The organism is Halopseudomonas litoralis (assembly GCF_900105005.1).
GTDB classification, from domain to species: Bacteria; Pseudomonadota; Gammaproteobacteria; order Pseudomonadales; family Pseudomonadaceae; genus Halopseudomonas; species Halopseudomonas litoralis.
Genome location: NZ_LT629748.1, coordinates 879841 through 897752, shown reverse-complemented (window position 1 = coordinate 897752; position 17912 = coordinate 879841). Strand labels below are relative to the sequence as shown.

The 17912-nt window shown below is 60.2% G+C and carries 19 protein-coding genes and 1 pseudogene; 2 read left to right on the top strand and 18 right to left on the bottom strand.

Annotated elements, in window-relative coordinates:
* Window positions 1-56: 56 nt before the first annotated feature.
* The 10 genes and pseudogenes from BLU11_RS19855 to ccmA all read right to left on the bottom strand — a co-directional run bounded on the left by BLU11_RS19855 (window position 57) and on the right by ccmA (window position 8364).
* Window positions 57-993: pseudogene (locus tag BLU11_RS19855) on the bottom strand (IS110 family transposase).
* Window positions 994-1391: 398 nt separating this feature from the next.
* Window positions 1392-2612, bottom strand: coding sequence for a c-type cytochrome biogenesis protein CcmI (gene ccmI / locus BLU11_RS04445; RefSeq protein WP_090272233.1), 1221 nt, complete (start codon window positions 2610-2612; stop codon window positions 1392-1394).
* On the bottom strand, window positions 2612-3085 hold the full coding sequence (locus BLU11_RS04440) for a cytochrome c-type biogenesis protein (protein WP_090272232.1): 474 nt from the start codon (window positions 3083-3085) through the stop codon (window positions 2612-2614). Before BLU11_RS04440 ends, ccmI begins: the two co-directional genes overlap by 1 nt.
* The gene (locus tag BLU11_RS04435) at window positions 3082-3651 is read right to left on the bottom strand and encodes a DsbE family thiol:disulfide interchange protein (protein WP_090272231.1); all 570 of its coding nucleotides are present in this window, start codon (window positions 3649-3651) and stop codon (window positions 3082-3084) included. Before BLU11_RS04435 ends, BLU11_RS04440 begins: the two co-directional genes overlap by 4 nt.
* Complete coding sequence (locus BLU11_RS04430; protein WP_090272230.1) at window positions 3651-5624, bottom strand: heme lyase CcmF/NrfE family subunit; 1974 nt, start codon at window positions 5622-5624, stop codon at window positions 3651-3653. Before BLU11_RS04430 ends, BLU11_RS04435 begins: the two co-directional genes overlap by 1 nt.
* 12 nt (window positions 5625-5636) lie before the next feature.
* Window positions 5637-6101 (bottom strand): cytochrome c maturation protein CcmE, encoded by a 465-nt coding sequence (gene ccmE, locus BLU11_RS04425; RefSeq protein WP_090276238.1) that lies wholly within the window; start codon window positions 6099-6101, stop codon window positions 5637-5639.
* Entirely contained in the window at window positions 6101-6268 is a 168-nt protein-coding gene (gene ccmD, locus BLU11_RS04420) for a heme exporter protein CcmD (RefSeq protein WP_090272229.1), read from the bottom strand. The genes ccmE and ccmD overlap by 1 nt, the downstream gene beginning before the upstream one ends.
* A complete protein-coding gene (locus tag BLU11_RS04415; RefSeq protein ID WP_090272228.1) occupies window positions 6265-7008 on the bottom strand; it encodes a heme ABC transporter permease in 744 nt (247 codons plus the stop codon). Before BLU11_RS04415 ends, ccmD begins: the two co-directional genes overlap by 4 nt.
* Window positions 7009-7027: 19 nt before the next feature.
* A complete protein-coding gene (ccmB, locus tag BLU11_RS04410; RefSeq protein ID WP_090272227.1) occupies window positions 7028-7699 on the bottom strand; it encodes a heme exporter protein CcmB in 672 nt (223 codons plus the stop codon).
* Entirely contained in the window at window positions 7699-8364 is a 666-nt protein-coding gene (ccmA, locus tag BLU11_RS04405) for a cytochrome c biogenesis heme-transporting ATPase CcmA (protein ID WP_090272226.1), read from the bottom strand. Before ccmA ends, ccmB begins: the two co-directional genes overlap by 1 nt.
* 153 nt (window positions 8365-8517) lie before the next feature.
* On the opposite strand from ccmA, the gene fliK reads away from it, so the two are divergent.
* Both fliK and BLU11_RS04395 read left to right on the top strand, forming a co-directional pair.
* Window positions 8518-10164 (top strand): flagellar hook-length control protein FliK, encoded by a 1647-nt coding sequence (gene fliK, locus BLU11_RS04400; RefSeq protein WP_090272225.1) that lies wholly within the window; start codon window positions 8518-8520, stop codon window positions 10162-10164.
* A complete protein-coding gene (locus BLU11_RS04395; RefSeq protein ID WP_090272224.1) occupies window positions 10164-10448 on the top strand; it encodes an EscU/YscU/HrcU family type III secretion system export apparatus switch protein in 285 nt (94 codons plus the stop codon). Before fliK ends, BLU11_RS04395 begins: the two co-directional genes overlap by 1 nt.
* A gap of 55 nt (window positions 10449-10503) precedes the next feature.
* Here BLU11_RS04395 and BLU11_RS04390 read toward each other — a convergent pair whose 3' ends face one another.
* The 8 genes from BLU11_RS04390 to BLU11_RS04355 form a co-directional block, all read right to left on the bottom strand.
* Window positions 10504-10902: a DUF2802 domain-containing protein gene (locus BLU11_RS04390; protein WP_090272223.1), complete on the bottom strand. Its 399-nt coding sequence runs from the start codon at window positions 10900-10902 to the stop codon at window positions 10504-10506.
* A 5-nt stretch (window positions 10903-10907) separates the two neighbouring features.
* Window positions 10908-11387, bottom strand: a complete 480-nt coding sequence (locus BLU11_RS04385) for a chemotaxis protein CheW (protein ID WP_090272222.1) — start codon at window positions 11385-11387, stop codon at window positions 10908-10910.
* Between the two features lie 64 nt (window positions 11388-11451).
* Entirely contained in the window at window positions 11452-12159 is a 708-nt protein-coding gene (locus BLU11_RS04380) for a CheW domain-containing protein (protein WP_090272221.1), read from the bottom strand.
* 83 nt (window positions 12160-12242) lie between these two features.
* Window positions 12243-13049: a ParA family protein gene (locus BLU11_RS04375; RefSeq protein ID WP_090272220.1), complete on the bottom strand. Its 807-nt coding sequence runs from the start codon at window positions 13047-13049 to the stop codon at window positions 12243-12245.
* 31 nt (window positions 13050-13080) lie between these two features.
* Window positions 13081-13926 carry a flagellar motor protein MotD gene (gene motD / locus BLU11_RS04370; RefSeq protein ID WP_090272219.1) on the bottom strand — a complete coding sequence of 282 codons (846 nt, stop codon included), beginning with the start codon at window positions 13924-13926 and terminating at the stop codon, window positions 13081-13083.
* A gap of 3 nt (window positions 13927-13929) precedes the next feature.
* The gene (locus BLU11_RS04365) at window positions 13930-14670 is read right to left on the bottom strand and encodes a flagellar motor protein (RefSeq protein ID WP_090272218.1); all 741 of its coding nucleotides are present in this window, start codon (window positions 14668-14670) and stop codon (window positions 13930-13932) included.
* The gene (locus BLU11_RS04360; RefSeq protein WP_090272217.1) at window positions 14670-15791 is read right to left on the bottom strand and encodes a protein-glutamate methylesterase/protein-glutamine glutaminase; all 1122 of its coding nucleotides are present in this window, start codon (window positions 15789-15791) and stop codon (window positions 14670-14672) included. The genes BLU11_RS04365 and BLU11_RS04360 overlap by 1 nt, the downstream gene beginning before the upstream one ends.
* 11 nt (window positions 15792-15802) lie before the next feature.
* Window positions 15803-17908, bottom strand: a complete 2106-nt coding sequence (locus BLU11_RS04355) for a chemotaxis protein CheA (protein WP_090272216.1) — start codon at window positions 17906-17908, stop codon at window positions 15803-15805.
* Window positions 17909-17912: the final 4 nt, after the last annotated feature.

Genomic DNA, 17912 nt, shown 5'->3' with positions numbered 1-17912 from the left:
GAGTATCCCGGACGCTGGAGCGTGGGAGATTCTATGGTTCATGCCAACCCCTTTTATCAGGTTTTGGGCCGATAAACCGTTTGATTCTGCATCAAGGCAAAGGCAATGCGCGCCAACTTTCTTGCCAGCTTGATCAGCGCCTGGATGGGCTTGAGTCCCTGTGATAGATAGGTCTCGTATAACGCCTTCCAGGCAGCGGTTTTACGGGCAGCCATAGCCGCGTTGTAGAGCAGGCGGCGTAATTCCGGGTCGCCTTTCTTGGTGAGTTTTCGTCGGCCTGCCTGCTTGCCAGAGTCTCGGACTTTGACATCCATCCCCAGGTAAGCGATGAAGGCGTCACTGCTCTTGAAGCGACCTCGGTGGAAGGTGTTGGCGAGTGCCATTGAGCTCAGCTCGCCAATGCCTTCGATGTCCATGCAGCGTTTTGCATCTGCGTCCCAGCCTACGTCTGCCAAGGCCTGCTTCAGGCGCTGGGTAATCAGCAGCTCAACGCGACGGATATGTATCCAGCTGTTTGCTCGCCTGCTTCAACTCAGGTACATCCTGCAAGCTCTGGCTCAACGCTACTCGGGTATGAACCAGCGAGGCTCGACGGCGCATCAGGCTTTGGATGCGGTAAAACGCATCATGGGCAGGGATCCAAGGCTTGAGCTCCTCAAGCTCGTTGCTCAAATAACGCAGGATCAGTCTGGCATCAGACGGGTCGGTCTTGGCCCGGGTACCTACCCCATCGCGGTAACGGCTGAGCCGATAACCATCCAGTAAGTAGAGCGGGTGTGCTGCTGCATGAGCCAGCGTGGCCAGTTGCCGATGATAAATTCCGGTGGCTTCCAGCGCGATCCTTGAGCCCTGCGGCAACGACTTCAACCAGCGCTTAATAGCGCTGGGGGAGTTGTTGATCGTGTCGATCTGAGGGGCGTCACTGCGAGCGATCACCAGCTCCGCCTTGCTGACATCGATACCCACCAGGATAGATTCAACAGATTTTGTCATGGCGCGTCCTCCAAGCTAAAGTAGTCTTTGACTTGTCAGGGCTCACCAGACGCTGGCTTGCGACGTATCGTCGGTCTGAGCGGCTTGGCTCTGCCGATGGATTCTCTATTGGCGTTTATGGTGAGGGTGGGGCGAAATCTCCCACAGTCCGTGCCGAAAGGCCGGAAAACGATTGAGCCCCTCCACCCTGACAGGTCCATTTTGGACCTGCAGATGAACCATACAAACGGTCTGGACGATCGGAGTGGCAGGCGGACGCCGCGCTATCAGATGGTTCCCATGCTCTGCGCGGTGGCTGGAACGGAGCGCGGAGCATCTCCATATGCATTCCTACGCTGGAGCGCGGGAACTATCGGATTACTGCGACTCCCACGCTCTAGCCTGGGAGCGCTTGAGGCTCAGAGGGCGCGATCTATCCGCAGTACGCTGGGCTGGCCCTGCTGTTCGCCAAGAATGATATCTATGGCCTCGGCTGCGTGGCTTGCCTGCATGACGTCGCTGGTCGCGGAGATGCGTGCGCTCAGCTGCAGAGCCTGGCCTGGCTTCATTTCGACACCTGGCATCAGTGCATCGCCGGAATCCAGCGTCACTTCTGTCGGCAACTGTCCCTTGCCCAGGCGTTGAGCGAAGAGCGGCATGGGTGGGCCATCAGGGTCGCGGGCAGAGATGAACACCACAGCGTCATCCGCAAATTGCGCAGCCACGTCATCAGCCAGCTCGATGCGCACCTTGACCTGCGCCTGCCGATCGTCAGCGGCATCTGTATCAGCGACTTCACCACCGCCCGAGGCCTGCAAACGCTCCTGCGCCCGGTCAATACCGCCCTGAATGGCTTTGGCGCCTTCGCTGCCCGGTGGCATTCCGGCCATCAACCGTTTCCAGTAGCTGATCGCACCAGCGTACTCGCCGGACTCGAACGCAGCGATTCCCAACAGGCCCAAAGCCGTCGGCTCGTTGGGGTTGAGTTCCAGAGCTCGATCCAATGCGGCCACAGACTCGCTGTCTAGATGGTTGTTATTGGCAAAGAAGCGCGCCTGTGCCAGCTGCGCCAGCACTTCGGCACGCTCACCGATGCGCTGCAGACTGTTGGCAAATGCCTCTGCCGACTTCTCAGGGCGCTGATCAGCCAGGTAGGCGCGACCCAGCATGTACCAGACCTCACCGTTCTCCGGCTGGACTTCGGTAATGCGCTCCATGCGGTCGATATAGCCCTCCAGATTGGCCGGTGCCGGTTCGTCCTGTATTTCACGCAACAGGGCAACGCCAGCGGGGTTACCCCAACTCATGTACAACATGACCACCACCAGCGGCAACGCGCCGGCAGCCAGAATCAGCGGCCAGGGGCCCCCACGGCGCAATGGGCGACGCTCTTCATCTGCGCGGGCAGTATCTTCCAGAAGCAGCTTGCCCGCTTCTTCCAGCGCAGCATCGTGCTGCTCGGCGGTCAATTCTCCCGCCGCCTGCTGATTGCCCAACTCCGCTACACGCTCCTCGTACAACGCCACGTTGAGAGCGGTTCTATCAACCTTGCTCTGACCACGCATTTTCCATACCGGCCAGACCACAACCAGCATGCCCGCCAGCATCAGCAGCGCGCTATAAACCCAGAAATCAGTCATCAGCTGTCTTCTTCTCTTTCCAGCAGGGATTGCAGACGTTGTTGCTCGTCCTGGCTCATGTGTTGTGTTGCCGATGCACGCAGCGCCCGCTGACGGCGTCGCAGCAGCACGATCAGGAACACAAACCCGCCCAGCAGCAATACACCCGGGGCAAACCACAACACCACTGTTGCCGGCGTCAGAGCGGGCTTGTAACGCACAAAGTCGCCATAGCGGCTGACCATGAACTCCAGAATCTGCTGGTCGTCCTTGCCTTCGGTGACCATGCGGTGCACTTCACGACGCAGGTCCATGGCGATGGGTGCATCGGAGTCCGCAATGTTCTGGTTCTGACATTTAGGGCAGCGCAACTCGGAGCTGACCTGATAGAACTGCTGACGCTGCGCTTCGGTTTCAAACTCGAAGGTATCCACCGCAGCCAATGCAAGCGGTGCCAGCATCGATAGCAGCAGCACATTCAACCAGCGGGTCATGGCTGCACTCCTTCATCGACCAGCGCCTGATAGCGCGGACCGAGCTGGGTTTCCCATACGCGCTCATCGACCACGCCGACGAACTTGTAACGGATCACCCCTTCGGCATCGATCAGGAAGGTTTCAGGCGCACCATAAACACCCAGATCCAACCCAAGTCGGCCATCGGTATCGCTGATATTCAACTGGTAGGGGTCATGAAATTCCTTGAGCCACTGCCGGGCATCCACGGTGTTGTCCTTGTAGTTCACTCCGTGAATGATCACGCCCTGCTCCGCCAACGCATTGAGCACCGGGTGCTCGACGCGACAGGCCACGCACCAGGTCGCCCAGACGTTGACCAGCGCCGGTCGGCCGACCAGATCCGCTTGGGTAATCCTCGCCCCATCCTCTTCCACCGCAGCCAGATTGAATTCGGGGAACGGCTTGTCGATCAGGGCAGATGGCAGCGTACTGGGATCAATAGCCAGATCCTGCTGTGTCTTCTTGTCCTTCAGGGTGACCAGAAACAACGCCAGCAGCAGTACGAACAGCACCAGCGGAATCAGCATCCAGGGTCTGCGCATCAGACAGCCTCCCCTTTTGCCGCCAGAGGCACGTTGCGACGCTGTCGCACCTTCAGGCGGTAACGTTTATCACTGGCCGCCAGCAGACCACCTAAGGTCATCAGCAGGCCACCACCCCAGATCCAGCGTACAAACGGCTTGATATGCACACGAATTGCCCAGGCACCGTTTTCCAGCGGCTCGCCCATGGCAACAAACAGGTCACGGGTGAGTCCGGCATGGATACCGGCTTCGGTCATCGGCATGTTCTGTACGGTATACAGACGTTTTTCGGGGTTCAGGAGAGTGATTCGGCGACCATCGCGGAATATTTCGATATGCCCCTCATCGGAAATCCAGTTCGGGCCTTCCAGGTGCGTAGCGCCCTGGAACACGAAGCTGTAACCACCCAGTTCCAGTGTGTCGCCCGGCGCCATGCGCAGATCACGCTGGCTATCGAACAGGCTGGCGCCGACCACACCCACGGCACACACGGCAATACCGATATGCGCCAGGGTCATGCCCCAGTAACTGCGTGGCAGTGCGCGCACGCCCCGTGCCAGCCCCTTGTTACGGGTCTTGTCGAGAATGTCTCGCAGACTGGCGCCGGTCACCCACAGTACCAGGAACAGCATACTGCCGACGGCCAGATGATGGTCACCAATCCATACTGCCAGACCGATGGCCCCGAGCGCAGACAGGATCAGCACCCACTTCAATTGACCGATCAACCATTTGACCGGCGTATCCTTCCAGCGGCTGACCACACCGACACCCATGGCCAGCATGAGCACGGCCATCAAGGGTACGAACAAGGCATTGAAGTAAGGCGGGCCCACCGACACCATGGTGCCGGTAATCGCGTCCAACGCCATCGGGTACAGGGTACCCAGCAGCACCATCAGCGTGGCCACCACCAGAATTACGTTATTGACCAGCAGCAGGGTTTCCCGCGACCACAGGGCGAAGCCGATCTGGCTCTTGACCACAGGTGCACGTACCGCGTAGAGCGCCAGCGAGCCGCCGACAACGGCCAGCAGGAAGCCGAGGATAAACACCCCGCGCTCGGGGTCCGTAGCGAAGGCGTGCACCGAGGTCAGCACGCCGGAACGCACCAGGAAGGTACCCAGCAGGCTCAGAGAGAAGGCAGCAATGGCCAGCAATACCGTCCAGCTCTTGAACACACCGCGCTTTTCGGTCACTGCCAATGAATGAATCAGCGCGGTACCCACCAGCCAGGGCATGAAAGAGGCGTTCTCTACCGGATCCCAGAACCACCAGCCGCCCCAGCCCAGTTCGTAATAGGCCCACCAGGAGCCCAGCACAATACCCAGGCCGAGGAAAGCCCAGGCCACGATAGTCCAGGGCCGCGACCAGCGTGCCCAGGCAGCATCCAGGCGACCACCCAGCAGCGCCGCAATGGCGAATGCAAAAGCCACCGAGAAGCCCACATAGCCCATGTACAACATCGGCGGATGCACGATCAGGCCGAAATCCTGCAGCAGTGGATTGAGGTCGTTACCATCTGCCGGGAAATACGGCAGCTGGCGATCAAAGGGGTTGGAGGTCATCAGCATGAACAGCAGGAAGCCGATACTGATCATGCCCATGACCGCCAGTACGCGGCTGAGCATCTCTTCCGGCAGATCGCGAGAGAAGATCGCCACCGCAAAGGTCCAGCCAGCGAGAATCAAGGCCCACAGCAACAGCGAGCCTTCGTGACCGCCCCACACCGCGCTGACCCGGTAGTACCAGGGCAGCGCCGAGTTGGAGTTGAGCGCCACATAAGTCACGCTGAAATCATTGCTGACGAATGCATATACCAGACAGATGAAGGCAAACAGCACGAACAGACACTGCGCCAGCGCGGCTGGCTGAGCAAAGCCCATCGCCAGAGTATCTCCACGCCAGGCGCCATACAGCGGGACGGTAGCCTGCAGCACCGCCAGTACCAGCGCGATGATCAGGCCAATCTGGCCAAGTTCGGGAATCATTCTGCCTCCGGATCAGTTGGAGGACGGCGTATAGACGCCATCCACTTTCATGTGCTCGACCTGCTCCAGCGCCTGGGCTACTTCCGGAGGCATATACTCCTCATCGTGCTTGGCCAGTACTTCATCGGCGACCAGCATGCGGTTTTCATCCAGACGTCCAAGCGCGACGATACCCTGCCCCTCGCGGAACAGGTCCGGCAGGATACCGCCATAGGAGACCAGCACATCTTCATTGCCGTCACTGACGGCAAAGGTCACTTCCAGACTGTCCGGCGCCCGCTTGAGGCTGCCCGCCACCACCATGCCGCCAGCTCGAATGCGTGCGTCCTGCGGAGCGACCCCGCTGGCAATCTCAGTGGGGGTATAAAACAGGTTGATATTCTGTTTCAGAGCGCCCAGCGCCAAGGCCACGGCGACACAGACGCCGACCACGACCAACAGAATCAGCAACAGGCGTTTCTTGCGCTGCGGATGCATCATTTCATCTCCCGACGGCGGCGACGCGCCTCTTCATTGACCAAGCGCCGACGGGCCAGCCACGGCTGCACCACGTTCAGAGCCAACACGACCAGGGTAATGGCGTAGGACGACCAGACATAGACACCATGCCCGTCCATCGCCAGCATTTCAGCCAGGTTGTTCATGACAATTTCTCCAGCGTGTCACGCACCCAGCGAGTCTTGTGCTCACGGCGTAACACCTCAAGCCGCATGCGCATCAGCAGGCTGACGGTGAACAGTGCATAGAAGCCCAGCACCATCAGCAGCAGCGGCAACCACATTTCCACCGGCATGGCCGGCTTTTCGGTGAGCTTGAAGGTGGCGGGCTGATGCAGAGTATTCCACCAGTCCACCGAGTATTTGATGATGGGGATGTTCACCATGCCGACAATCGCCAGTACCGCCGTGGCCTTGGCCGATGTCTCGCGGTTACTGATCGCCTGGCCCAGAGCAATAATGCCGAAATACAGGAACAGCAGAATCAGCATGGAAGTCAGTCGAGCATCCCATACCCAATAAGTGCCCCAGGTCGGTTTGCCCCAGATAGCGCCGGTCAGCAGCGCGACAAAGGTCATCCAGGCGCCGATGGGCGCGGCGCACTTGAGCGCTACATCAGCAAGCTTCATGCGCCAGACCAGGCTGACAATCCCCGCAGCCGCCAGCATCAGATAGCAGGACTGAGCGACAAAGGCCGCCGGCACGTGGATGTAGATGATCCGGAAACTGTTGCCCTGCTGGTAATCCTGCGGTGCGAAGAACAGGCCCCAGATGCATCCGCCGATCAGCAACAACACACCTATCACGGCAAACCAGGGCAGCCAGCGACCACTGATGTCGTAGAACCACTTGGGCGAACCCAGTTTATGAAAGAAGCTCCAATTCATGCGTTACCTGCTAATGAACTCATTCACTTACCCCAATGCGTAAACCGGCGGCGATGGCGATCGGTGCCAGACTCAGCGCCAGCACCGCCAGACAGCCCAGCCACAGCGCAAAACCGGTGACCGGCATGCCCTGCAACGCCGCGTCCATGGCACCGGTGCCAAGAATCAGCACTGGAATGTACAGCGGCAGGATCAACAGGGCCAGCAACAAACCGCCACTCTTGAGGCCAACCGTCAGGGCTGCACCCACCGCGCCCAGCAGACTGAGCACAGGCGTACCCAGCAACAATGTCATTGCCAGCACCGGTAGCGATGACAGCGGCAATGCCAGCATCAGACCAAACAGGGGTGCCAGAATAACCATGGCCAGCCCTGACATCAGCCAGTGGTGCAGCACCTTGACCAGCACCATCAATGCCAATGGATGTGGCGACAGCACCCATTGTTCCAACGAACCGTCTTCATAATCACTGCGAAACAGCCCATCCAGCGACAACAAGGTGGCCAGCAGAGCCGCCACCCAGATCACCCCCGGCGCCATGCTCCGTAACATGGACGGCTCTGGCCCGACGGCCAGCGGAAACAGACTGACGACCAAGGCAAAAAACACCAGCGGGTTGAGCAAGTCACCCGGCCGACGCCAGGCCAGGCGCCACTCACGGCAGAACAACAACCAGACGATCCGCCGCATCAGTTCACCTGTCCCAGATCCAGACAGCGCACACCTGGCAGATGTTCAAGGCCGTGATGAGTAGTCATGATCACCAGACCGCCCTGCTGCGCATGCTGCAGAATATGTGATTCCAACGCCGCCACACCGGTCTTGTCGATGGCGGTAAATGGCTCGTCCAGAATCCATACCGGGTGTTGCTCCAGGTACAAACGCGCCAATGCCACCCGGCGCTGCTGGCCGGCTGACAGGTTATGGCAGGGAATATCCTCGAAACCGCGCAATCCGACCTGCTCCAACGCATGCCAGATGCGATCGTTTTCCACCGGACGACTGAGCGCGCAGAGCCAGGCCAGATTCTCCTCGGCGCTTAATGCCCCCTTAACTGCCGGTGCGTGGCCGATATACAGTCGCTGCTGACGCCAGCTCTCTCGCCCGGCACCACGGAATACCGACTCACCACCGTAACGCATGTCACCTGCCGATGGTGGCAGCAATCCAGCCATGATGCGCAGCAGACTGGTCTTGCCGGAACCATTGGGGCCGGCAACCTGCAACAGCTCTCCTGGTTCAAGCCGCAGGGACAGCGAAGCAAACAGCTCGCGCTGATCTCGCTCACACGCCAGACTGTCCAGCTCTACAGGCAGTGGCTTCACCTTTGCTCCAAACCCAGAGTTACTGTTCATTCATGTTTGCTGGCGCGCTGCCGCTATACTGCTATAGGCACCAGTCAATACCAAAACCCTTGAAATACCTAGCTGTTTCCGAAGAATTGCTGGCGCCATTATACATACGCCCCCTACCCTCAGGGCTCTGATTTACATCAATATGTGACACACATGACGCCGGATCTGAACCTGCCACCCATAACCGCCAACGCCGTCAAAACCGCGCCCTCCAGCCCGGCTGCCGCTGCGTCAGCGATGGCTCTGGAGCTGCTGCGTCCGATTGCCGCAGCGACCCTCGCGCCCGGGGAAAGTGCCCGTGCCGAGGTAGTCAGCAACAAGGCGCAGACGGGGCAGTTCGAGATATTATTACGCTTGGCCAAAGCGGGCATCCCGCCGACCGAGGTCAGCGTCACCAGCCGTCAGGCAATCGATCCTGGCACCAGCCTGACAGTTCAGGCCGTCGGCTCCAGCCGGTTGATGGCAATACTGGATAGCGTCGCCGGAAAGGCCTCGGGCCCGCAGGTGGTTACCCGCCTGGACCCGCAGCTGTTCCCCCAGGGCAGCGTGTTGCAGGCACGCATCATCAGCAACCAGGCATTGCCGGCCGGCAGCGATCAAGCTCGCTTTGCGGTGCTGGCCAAAGTCCTGCAGGGGCCGGCTGCCGGCGCACTGCTCAGCCTGGACAGTACCCGCCCGGCGGCGCCCGGCAGCCTGTTGACGGCTCAGGTAAGCGGTCAAGGTGAGTTACGCGTCACTTCCGCCAACGAGCAGATCCGCCAGCTGGATCTGCTTCAGGGCATGCGCGCCACCCTGCAGACACAGGCGTCTGCCGAACCCATGTTGCGCATGCTGGATAAGGTGGCCGCCCTCCCTGACCTGCCGCCGCTGCTGCAGACCGTCATGCGTCAGGTACTGACCCATATCGCCACACCCGAGCACTTGAGCACGACCAGCGGGGTAGCCCAGGCGGTTCGTCAGAGCGGTGTGTTTCTCGAAGCCGGGCTTGACCAGCTGAATCGCGCATTGCAGACCGGCAACACGGCACGATCCGCACAACCCGCATCCGACCAGCCGTCGCAAACTCTGCTGCCGCCTCTGGCGCGGCTGCTGCCATTGCTATCCAGTCTGGCGACACCACCCGGTACCGAGCCGCTGCCGGGCGCCGACTTCAAGGCCAGTCTGCTGACGCTGCTGATCACCCTGCAACAGCAGCTGCCACCCGACGCCAGCAAAGCGCTGACCTTTCCACCCGGCCCATGGCAAGCGGCCCTGACAGCCAAACCCGGACTCTTTCCATTGCCCGCGCGCGCGCTGCAGACGCTTACCGATAGCCCTGACCTGGGCAGCTTGCTGCGCCTGACCGCTGCCCTACTGTCGCGCATCCAGCATCACCAGTTCCAGAGCCTCGGTCAGACCCAGGCCTTCGCTGATGGCAGTACGCAGACGGTCTGGCAGCTGGAAATCCCTCTGCGCGACGGCCAGCAGTTTACCCAGATACAGATGCGCATTCAGCGCGACAGCAATGCTCCGGACGGTCGCCAGACCGAACAGGCACCGCAGTGGGAAATACGCCTGGCCTTCAATCTGGATCAGCTTGGTCCCTTGCAGGCCATTGCCCGGCTGTACAAAGGTCGCGTCAGCAGCGAGTTCTGGGCCGAGCAGGCCGATACCTTGCAGCGCCTCAATAATGAAATGGACCGGCTGCGTGATCGACTGTTGACCAAAGGGCTCGACGTCGGCGAGCTCAGCTGTCATCGCGGCAGCCCACCAGAGCCGCGGCAGGCGGTGCAACAACGCTGGATAGACGAGGTAACCTGATGAGTGAACACCGCGAAGCCATTGCCCTGCTCTATGATGGCGGTGAGCAGGCTCCCACTGTAACGGCCAAGGGCGAAGGTGAGCTGGCCGAGCAAATCATTCAGTTGGCGCTGGACTATGAAGTGCCCATCTATGAAAACGCCGACCTGGCCAGCATGCTGACGCGCATGGAGTTGGGCGACCAGATTCCCGAAGCACTGTACCGGACCATTGCCGAGATCATCGCTTTCGCCTGGCATCTGCAGGGCAAGACGCCAGAGGGTTTCGTGCCGCCGGACGAGTAAGGAATGAGACCCGCACAGGCCGGTTATGGGGTTGGAGCGAGACGGCGGATCGTTATCAGCTCTTCGGCCCGTGCAGCTTCACCATCAATTCCGCCTCGCTGCGGGTCAGACCGCAGGATTGCATGAGATCATCCAGACTGGCGCCCATACCGACCAGGCGGCTGGCCTGATTGTAGGGCATGGTCTGAACATCCTGCTGCTCAAAGCGTTGCTGCTTGTTTTCCAGAAGAGCTATTTTGCTGCGCAACGCGATCAGCTCTTCGCCCATACGGATATGGCTCTGCTGATACTCTGCCAGATTCTGCGTGAGCTTACCCAGACGGGCATCGCTGCGCGATGCCTGCTCGATCTGCTGCCGGCCCAGCCGGCGGATGGACAGAACCGTCCCCACCAGCGCGGCGATCAGCAATCCCAGCAGCAAGCCCGACAATAAAAGCAGCGTGCGCTCATCCATGTGGATCAGATGTCCTGCAGCTCGGCCCACTCATCTTCGGTCATCATCTTTTCCAGATCGACCAGAATGAGCAGCTCGTCATTCTTGTTGCTCACGCCCTGAATGAACTTGGCCGACTCGTCGGTACCCACATTCGGCGCAGTCTCGATTTCCGACTGACGCAGATAGACCACTTCGGCCACGCTATCGACCAGAATGCCGATGACCTGCCGATCGGCCTCGATGATGACAATACGGGTCTGATCGGTAACCGGAGCCGAAACCAGACCGAAACGCTGACGCGTATCGATGACAGTGACCACATTACCGCGCAGGTTGATGATACCCAGTACATAGGATGGCGCGCCGGGTACCGGAGCAATTTCGGAATGGCGCAGTACTTCCTGTACCTGCATCACGTTGATGCCATAGGTTTCGTTATCCAGCCGGAAGGTAACCCACTGCAGGATCGGATCGTCGGCACGCTGTGTGGTATTGTCTTTCATCTTGTCACTCTCGACCTCAATGATTCCCTGTCAGGCTCGGCGGCGCTACCGGGAGATATGTATTTCATCCTAAACGTGCACTGGCGTGTTTGCCAGCGGTGATCAGCTCGGCAAGAGCTTCAACATCCAACAATGCACACATCTGATCAATCACAGTGCCGGCCAGCCAGGGTCGCTTGCCCTGTCCCGACCGCCACTTCACCTGCGCAGGGTCCAGCTTGATCGACTGGCTGACGCCATGTACCGCCATTCCCCACTCATGCCCCTGCACAGAAATCACGAAGCGCAGGTTGTCGCGCAGCTCCTGAGTATAACGCTCGGGCATGATCCAGCGTGCGGTATCCAGGACCTTCAAATTGCCTGCCGGGGTCGGCAATATCCCGAGAAACCAATCCGGCTGACCGAACAGCGGCGTAATCGGGCCATCCAGCGAATGAATGCTGCCCAGGGAAACCAGTGGCACCGCCAGGGTCAGGCCGCCGACATCGAACAGCAGAGCTTCAAAGGGTGCTTCACGCCAGGCCGCAGCGGGCGCCGCTTGCGGCTCAGGCTGTTCAGGCAGCGGGTCGGGGAAACTGTAGTAGACGGCCTCATCCACCTCAGCGGCGGCTGGTTCGGGCGCCGGCTCGGATACCGATTCAGAGCTTATCTGCAATACCTGCTCCTGCTCGGCCAGCGCCAGCTCCGCGGCGGCGTCCTGCAACAGCGCATCCAGATAGGACTGGATGGTCTGCTCGGGAACGTAATGCTGTACGGGCAAGGGGTTGTTCATGTGTCGCCTGTTGTTCCGAGTTGATTCGCAAAGCCGACGCGCGCGCCGGGTCAATCAGCTTATCGGCAGCTGCGCGCCAAGCATTAGGCTGGCTGCCTCACCGCTTCCTTGGGTTTCGGGGTGACGTGCACCAACAGGTAGCGCAACAGCGCCCTGTAAGCCAGCACGCCGCGGGCGTTACTCTCCAGTCGCGACGGCACGACACCAGCCAGACTGGCGTCCCGTAATTTGGTGTCGATCGGAATATAGGCCTGCCACAATTGGTCGGCGTAGTCCTTGCGCAGCGTGCGCAATGTACTCAGCGATGCCTGGGTCCGGCGGTCGAACAGTGTGGGGACTATGGTATAAGGCAGCGCCTGCTGCCGCGAGCGGTTGACCATGTTCAGGGTATGCACCATGCGCTCCAGCCCTTTCATCGCCAGAAACTCGGTCTGTACCGGAATCACCAGCTGCTCGCAGGCGGCCAGGGCGTTGATCATGGACACGCCGAGCAATGGCGGACTGTCGATGAGAACGAAATCGAACTGGGCGCGCAGCTGCGCCAGCGCACGGGAGATGACCAGCCCGTAACCGCCCTGGGCGGCAGACTGGCGCTCCAGCGTCGCCAGCGAGGTGCTGGACGGTAGCAGTCGGATGTTTTCATGGGAGGTGCCCAACAGCAAGGCGGCAGCGAGCCCCTCCGGCACCCGGCCCTGGTGCTGAAACAGGTTGTAGACACTGCTGGTCAGGCGATCCGGATCATGACCGAAATAACTGGTCATCGAGCCATGTGGGTCCAGATCCACCGCCAGAACGCGTTTGCCCTGGTCCGCCAGCAGCCCAGCCAAGGCCACCGCTGTGGTGGTCTTGCCTACTCCGCCCTTCTGATTGGCTACTGCCCAGACTCTCATGACCTATTGCTCCTGCAGATTCGCTGTTGCATCAGTTGGTACCACTCATGCTGCTGCCGGTATCGGCCCTTGCCTGGCGCATCCCCTGCAGCGCAGCGGTGTCGTTCTGCGCCTGTTGATGTCGGGTATCGGTGTAACGCGATACCAGCAATACCACCCGGCGATTCGCCCGCCGGCCCGCAGCTGTGGCGTTATCGCCAACCGGCCGATGCTCCCCGTAACCCACCGCGGCCAACCGCGCGGCATCGATACCGCCAGCACTGAGCATGCGTACTACACTCGCCGCCCGCGCCGCCGACAGCTCCCAATTGGTGGGATAGGCTGGCGATCTGATCGGCACGTTATCGGTAAAACCTTCTACATGCACCGGGTTGTCATAGGGCGTCAGAATGGCGGCGATCCGCTCTACCAGATCGAAAGCACCATCCCGTGGCAGCGCATCCCCGCTGGGAAACAACAGCCCCGAATTCAGTTCTATTTCAATCCACAGTTCGTTGGCATGCACCTGCAGATCACCCACCGAGATCAGCTCGCCAAACGCCGCATGCATGGCCTCGGCAATATCTTCCAGCGGGTCGCTGGCCGTGCCATTACTGCCATTCTGCGCAGGGGCATTGGGCGCCTGGGGCGCCTGCTCCTCCGATACCGGTGCCACGGTGCGCGGTATATGCTCACCGATCTGAATCGGGTCTATGGTTTTCGCGGTCTGGCTGAAGGCGCCTATGAGCGAGTCCGACAATACTTTGTACTTGCCCTCATTAACCGAGGAAATCGAATACATGACCACGAAAAAGGCGAACAGCAGCGTGATGAAGTCAGCGTAGGACACCATCCAGCGTTCGTTATTGACTTCTTCCTCTTCGCGGCGACGACGCATGCTTCAGTCCAGGAAGCCTTCTAGCTTCATTTCGATGGAGCGTGGGTTTTCCCCTTCGGCAATCGACAGGAGTCCTTCGAGCATCATTTCCCGGTAGCAGGATTGCTGCAATATGACTGCCTTGAGCTTGTTGGCGATGGGCAACAGCAGCAGGTTGGCCAGCGCGACACCGTATATGGTGGCGACAAAGGCGACCGCGATACCGCTGCCGAGCATCGATGGGTCAGCCAGGTTGCCCATGACGTGAATCAGGCCCATGACCGCACCTATGATCCCGATGGTCGGCGCATAACCACCCATGCTTTCGTATACTCGCGCGGCCCGCAGATCGTTGTTTTCGCGGCTGACCAGTTCGACCTCCAGAATGCTGCGCAGGGTGTCCGGCTCACAGCCATCGGCAAGCAGCTGCAAGCCCTTGCGGGCAAAGAGGTCGGACTCCATATCGGCGAAGGCTTCCAGCCCGAGCAGACCGTCCTTGCGTGCGATATTGCTCCAGTTGACGACCTTGCCTATGCCCTCGCGCAGGGGGTTATCCAGGGAAACAAACACCCAGCGGAATAATCCCAGCGCACGCTTGAACACCGGCAACGGCGTCTGAATCAAGGCCGCACCCAAGGTACCACCGATAACGATCAGCGCGGCGGGGCCATTCAGCAGTGCGCTGATATGCCCGCCTTCCAGATGGTTGCCGCCGATAATGGCGACAAACGCCAGAATGACGCCGATGATGCTCAGAATTTCCATCAGCGCAGCTCGGTCAGGTAACGGGCAATGTCGTCAAGGTCATAAATGCCATCGGCCAGATTGGCCTTGGCAACCGCCATTGGCATGCCGTAGATCACGCAGCTGGCCTCGTCCTGAGCCCACACCGAGCTGCCTGCCTGCTTCAGCATGCGTGCGCCTTCCCGGCCATCGGCACCCATGCCGGTCAGGACAATAGCCAGCACCCGGTCCTGCAGTGCCTTGGCAGCCGAGCCAAAGGTCACATCAACGCTGGGCTTGTAGTTGAGGCGCTCGTCGCCGGGCAGAATGCGCACCACGCCGCGACTGTCGAGCATCATCTGCTTGCCGCCTGGCGCCAGCAAGGCCATGCCGGGACGCAGGGTGTCACCATCCTCGGCTTCTTTGACGGAAATCCGACACAGCTTGTCCAGTCGTTCGGCAAAAGCCTTGGTAAAGGCACCCGGCATATGCTGGATCAGCAGCAGCGGTGCCGGAAAGTCGGCGGGCAGCTGGGTCAGAACTTTCTGCAGCGCCACAGGCCCGCCGGTGGAAGTACCGATCGCCACCAGCTTGTAGTCGCGCTTGCGCGGTGCCGGACTGCGCCGGGCCGGCTCGGACGAAGCCTGGGTTGGCGGGGCAACTGATCCAGCCACCGATCTGGCCGCTGGTGTCGCCGCTGGTGTCGCCGGCGATGATGCAGAAGTCGATGCAGTGTTCGGTGCAGAAAAACCCAGCGAACGGCGGTTACTGCGCGCCAGGGCATGCACGCGATCACACAGCAACTGGCGGACCTTGTCCGGGTTACGCGAGATATCCTCGAAATTCTTCGGCAGATAATCGGCCGCACCGGCATCCAGCGCATCCAGACTCACCCGCGCGCCTTCGTAGGTCAGCGAGGAAAACATCAGCACCGGCGTCGGTTGACGCTGCATGATCTGGCGCACTGCAGTGATGCCATCCATCACCGGCATCTCGTAATCCATGGTTATGACGTCAGGATGCAGCGCCAGGGTCTGCTCAACCGCTTCCTTGCCGTTGCTTGCCGTCCCCACTACCTCGATCTGCGGATCGCCTGCGAGTATTTCCGTCACCCGGCGGCGAAAAAACCCCGAGTCGTCCACCACCAGAACCTTGACCGCCATATCATCTCCCCTCAGCCACGTCGCGCATAGCGCTTGAGCAGGCCGGGAATGTCCAGAATCAGCGCTATCCGCCCGTCACCGGTGATAGTCGCACCCGCCATGCCGGCCGTACCGTGCAGCATGCGTCCCAGCGGCTTGATGACCACTTCCTCCTGGCCTACCAGTTGGTCGACCACGAAACCTACCCGCTGGGTACCGACCGATACGATCACCACACTGGCAGCGGAGCGGTCAGCACTCTGCTCGGCCCCCGGCATCAGCCAGCGTTTGAGCCAGAACAGCGGCAGCGCCTTGTCACGCACCAGAATCACTTCCTGCCCGTCGACCACGTTGGTACGTGACAGATCGAGACTGTAGATCTCATTGACGCTGACCAGCGGCAGGGCGAACGCCTGATTATTCAGCATCACCATCAGCGTCGGCATGATGGCCAGGGTCAGCGGCACCTTGATCGCGATCTGAGTGCCCTTGCCCTTGGTCGACTCAATGGCAATGCTGCCATTGAGTTGGGAAATGCGGGTGCGGACCACGTCCATACCGACGCCGCGCCCGGATACGTCGGACACCTCGGTCTTGGTCGAGAAGCCCGCCGCGAGAATCAGGTTGAAGCATTCACTCTCGCTCAAACGCTCGGCGGCGTCGCGATCCATCATGCCCTTTTCCACCGCCTTGGCGCGCAGAACTTCAGGATCCATGCCGCGACCGTCATCGGTAATGGTCAACAGAATGTGATCACCTTCCTGGCGCGCAGCGAGGACCATCTGACCAACACGCGACTTGCCCGCAGCTTCACGTTCGTCAGGCATTTCGATGCCATGGTCAACCGAGTTGCGCACCAGATGCACCAGAGGATCAGCCAGCGCCTCGACCAGATTCTTGTCCAGATCGGTGTCTTCGCCGATCAGCTCCAGTGTGATTTCCTTTTTCAGGCTGCGCGACAAATCGCGCACCACCCGCGGGAACCGACCGAACACCTTCTTGATCGGCTGCATGCGGGTTTTCATCACCGAGGCCTGCAGATCGGCGGTAACCACATCCAGATTGCCAACCGCCTTGGCCAGTTCTTCGTCCTCGCTGCCAACACCCAGGCGCATCAGCCGGTTACGCACCAATACCAGCTCACCGACCATGTTCATGATTTCATCGAGACGCGCGGTATCGACACGCACCGTGGTCTCCGCGGCGGGCGCATCAGCGCTCGACTCGGCCTTTTTTTCTGCTCGTACCGGGGTCTTGGAAGCAGCCACGGCAGCAGACTTGGCCACCGGCTCCGGTGAACTCACGGCGATTTTTGCAGGTTCGACACGCTCCAAAGACGCAGCGGGTGTCAGATCAGCAGCGATGCCCGGCCCCTTGCCTGGGCCATGCAACTGGTCCAGCAACGCTTCGAACTCATCATCGGTAATGACATCCGTTGCCGGCGCCGAAGAACTATCGGTTTGAGACGCTGGGGCGTCAGGCACGGAAGGCTCCAGCGCGACGGCACCCGGCCCCTTGCCAGTGCCATGCAGCTGGTCGAGCAGCGCTTCGAACTCGTCATCGGTGATGTCATCACTGGCGGCGGCAGGCACTTCGGGCGCTGTATCTTCTTCCGGCTTGACATGCAGAGCGTCAAGCAACAGCTCGAACTCATCGTCTGTGATATCACCGGCGTCAGCTTGTTCAGCAACCCGCTGCTCCACGGAAGCGGGTGCGGGCTCTTCAATTGGCGCAGCGATATCTGCTGCTGCAGGCTGGGCCAGCGCGGACAGACCAGCCAGCAGTTGCGGCTCGGCAGGCGTCAGCACCTCGCCTTCGCGTACCTGAGCGAACATGCTGTTGATGGTGTCCAGCGCCTGCAGTACTACATCCATCAGCTCGGCATCGACCTGCCGTTCACCCTTGCGCAGAATGTCGAAGACATTCTCAGCGATGTGGCAACAATCAACCAGCGCATCCAGTTGCAGGAAGCCGGCCCCACCTTTGACCGTATGAAAGCCACGAAAAATGGCATTGAGCAGATCGGTATCGCCGGGGCGGTTTTCCAGCTCGACCAGCTGTTCCGACAACAACTCGAGAATTTCCCCAGCTTCTACCAGAAAGTCCTGGAGAATCTCTTCATCTGCATCAAAGCTCATTTAA

Excerpts from the sequence above, each read along its gene's own strand:
- ccmI (WP_090272233.1), bottom strand. The coding sequence starts at position 2,612 with ATGACTGATTTCTGGGTTTATAGCGCGCTGCTGATGCTGGCGGGCATG.
- BLU11_RS04440 (WP_090272232.1), bottom strand. The coding sequence starts at position 3,085 with ATGACCCGCTGGTTGAATGTGCTGCTGCTATCGATGCTGGCACCGCTT.
- BLU11_RS04435 (WP_090272231.1), bottom strand. The coding sequence starts at position 3,651 with ATGCGCAGACCCTGGATGCTGATTCCGCTGGTGCTGTTCGTACTGCTG.
- BLU11_RS04430 (WP_090272230.1), bottom strand. The coding sequence starts at position 5,624 with ATGATTCCCGAACTTGGCCAGATTGGCCTGATCATCGCGCTGGTACTG.
- ccmE (WP_090276238.1), bottom strand. The coding sequence starts at position 6,101 with ATGCATCCGCAGCGCAAGAAACGCCTGTTGCTGATTCTGTTGGTCGTG.
- ccmD (WP_090272229.1), bottom strand. The coding sequence starts at position 6,268 with ATGAACAACCTGGCTGAAATGCTGGCGATGGACGGGCATGGTGTCTAT.
- BLU11_RS04415 (WP_090272228.1), bottom strand. The coding sequence starts at position 7,008 with ATGAATTGGAGCTTCTTTCATAAACTGGGTTCGCCCAAGTGGTTCTAC.
- ccmB (WP_090272227.1), bottom strand. The coding sequence starts at position 7,699 with ATGCGGCGGATCGTCTGGTTGTTGTTCTGCCGTGAGTGGCGCCTGGCC.
- ccmA (WP_090272226.1), bottom strand. The coding sequence starts at position 8,364 with ATGAACAGTAACTCTGGGTTTGGAGCAAAGGTGAAGCCACTGCCTGTA.
- fliK (WP_090272225.1), top strand. The coding sequence starts at position 8,518 with ATGACGCCGGATCTGAACCTGCCACCCATAACCGCCAACGCCGTCAAA.
- BLU11_RS04395 (WP_090272224.1), top strand. The coding sequence starts at position 10,164 with ATGAGTGAACACCGCGAAGCCATTGCCCTGCTCTATGATGGCGGTGAG.
- BLU11_RS04390 (WP_090272223.1), bottom strand. The coding sequence starts at position 10,902 with ATGGATGAGCGCACGCTGCTTTTATTGTCGGGCTTGCTGCTGGGATTG.
- BLU11_RS04385 (WP_090272222.1), bottom strand. The coding sequence starts at position 11,387 with ATGAAAGACAATACCACACAGCGTGCCGACGATCCGATCCTGCAGTGG.
- BLU11_RS04380 (WP_090272221.1), bottom strand. The coding sequence starts at position 12,159 with ATGAACAACCCCTTGCCCGTACAGCATTACGTTCCCGAGCAGACCATC.
- BLU11_RS04375 (WP_090272220.1), bottom strand. The coding sequence starts at position 13,049 with ATGAGAGTCTGGGCAGTAGCCAATCAGAAGGGCGGAGTAGGCAAGACC.
- motD (WP_090272219.1), bottom strand. The coding sequence starts at position 13,926 with ATGCGTCGTCGCCGCGAAGAGGAAGAAGTCAATAACGAACGCTGGATG.
- BLU11_RS04365 (WP_090272218.1), bottom strand. The coding sequence starts at position 14,670 with ATGGAAATTCTGAGCATCATCGGCGTCATTCTGGCGTTTGTCGCCATT.
- BLU11_RS04360 (WP_090272217.1), bottom strand. The coding sequence starts at position 15,791 with ATGGCGGTCAAGGTTCTGGTGGTGGACGACTCGGGGTTTTTTCGCCGC.
- BLU11_RS04355 (WP_090272216.1), bottom strand. The coding sequence starts at position 17,908 with ATGAGCTTTGATGCAGATGAAGAGATTCTCCAGGACTTTCTGGTAGAA.